We start from the raw sequence: 511 nt of genomic DNA, 5'->3' as shown, positions 1-511 counted from the left end.
GGCGGCAACATCGGCACGCAGTTTCGACAGTTTGGCGTTCTCTGCGTCGATTTTGGCGCGATGCTTATCAAGTTTGGTTTGTGACTGGGTAACTTTCTTTTCTGCCTGGGCTACAGCTTTGTCCTGTAATTTAACCTTGGATTCAGCGTTGCTGACAGACTTGGGAACAGCCGGTGCTTTTGCAACAGCGGCTTTCTTCGCTGCGGGTTTGCGCGCCGCAGTTTTTTTCGCGGCGGCTTTCTTTGCTCTAGCCATGATTGATCTCCTAAGCTATGGCGTTGTCATCAGTACTGCGACAAGTGGAAAATAGCATAAAAAAAAATCAGTTGGTACATTATTTAATCAACCCACTTTTAATTTTTCTGATTTTTTTCACTGCCTTTGCTACCCGCCCTTTTCACCCCGTTTCTCTTTTACGCGTTTTCGTTTTATTTTTTATGGGCATTATTTACCTCCCGACGAATATTGAATCTTCCTGGGGCAGTATTTCTGCACGTTTTTCTAAACTCGT

The 511-nt window shown here is 44.8% G+C and carries 1 protein-coding gene and 1 pseudogene; one reads left to right on the top strand and one right to left on the bottom strand.

Translation table 11 applies throughout. From position 1 onward, the window contains the following. Window positions 1-255 (bottom strand): annotated as a pseudogene (locus A3754_RS24250) (hypothetical protein); the annotation flags it as partial. A gap of 23 nt (window positions 256-278) precedes the next feature. On the opposite strand from A3754_RS24250, the gene A3754_RS28655 reads away from it, so the two are divergent. After that, the coding region (locus A3754_RS28655) for a hypothetical protein (RefSeq protein ID WP_231880774.1) at window positions 279-511 on the top strand (233 nt) is incomplete at its 3' end.

Source organism: Alcanivorax sp. HI0083, assembly GCF_001635175.1.
This window is presented reverse-complemented; position numbering and strand designations above follow the sequence as displayed.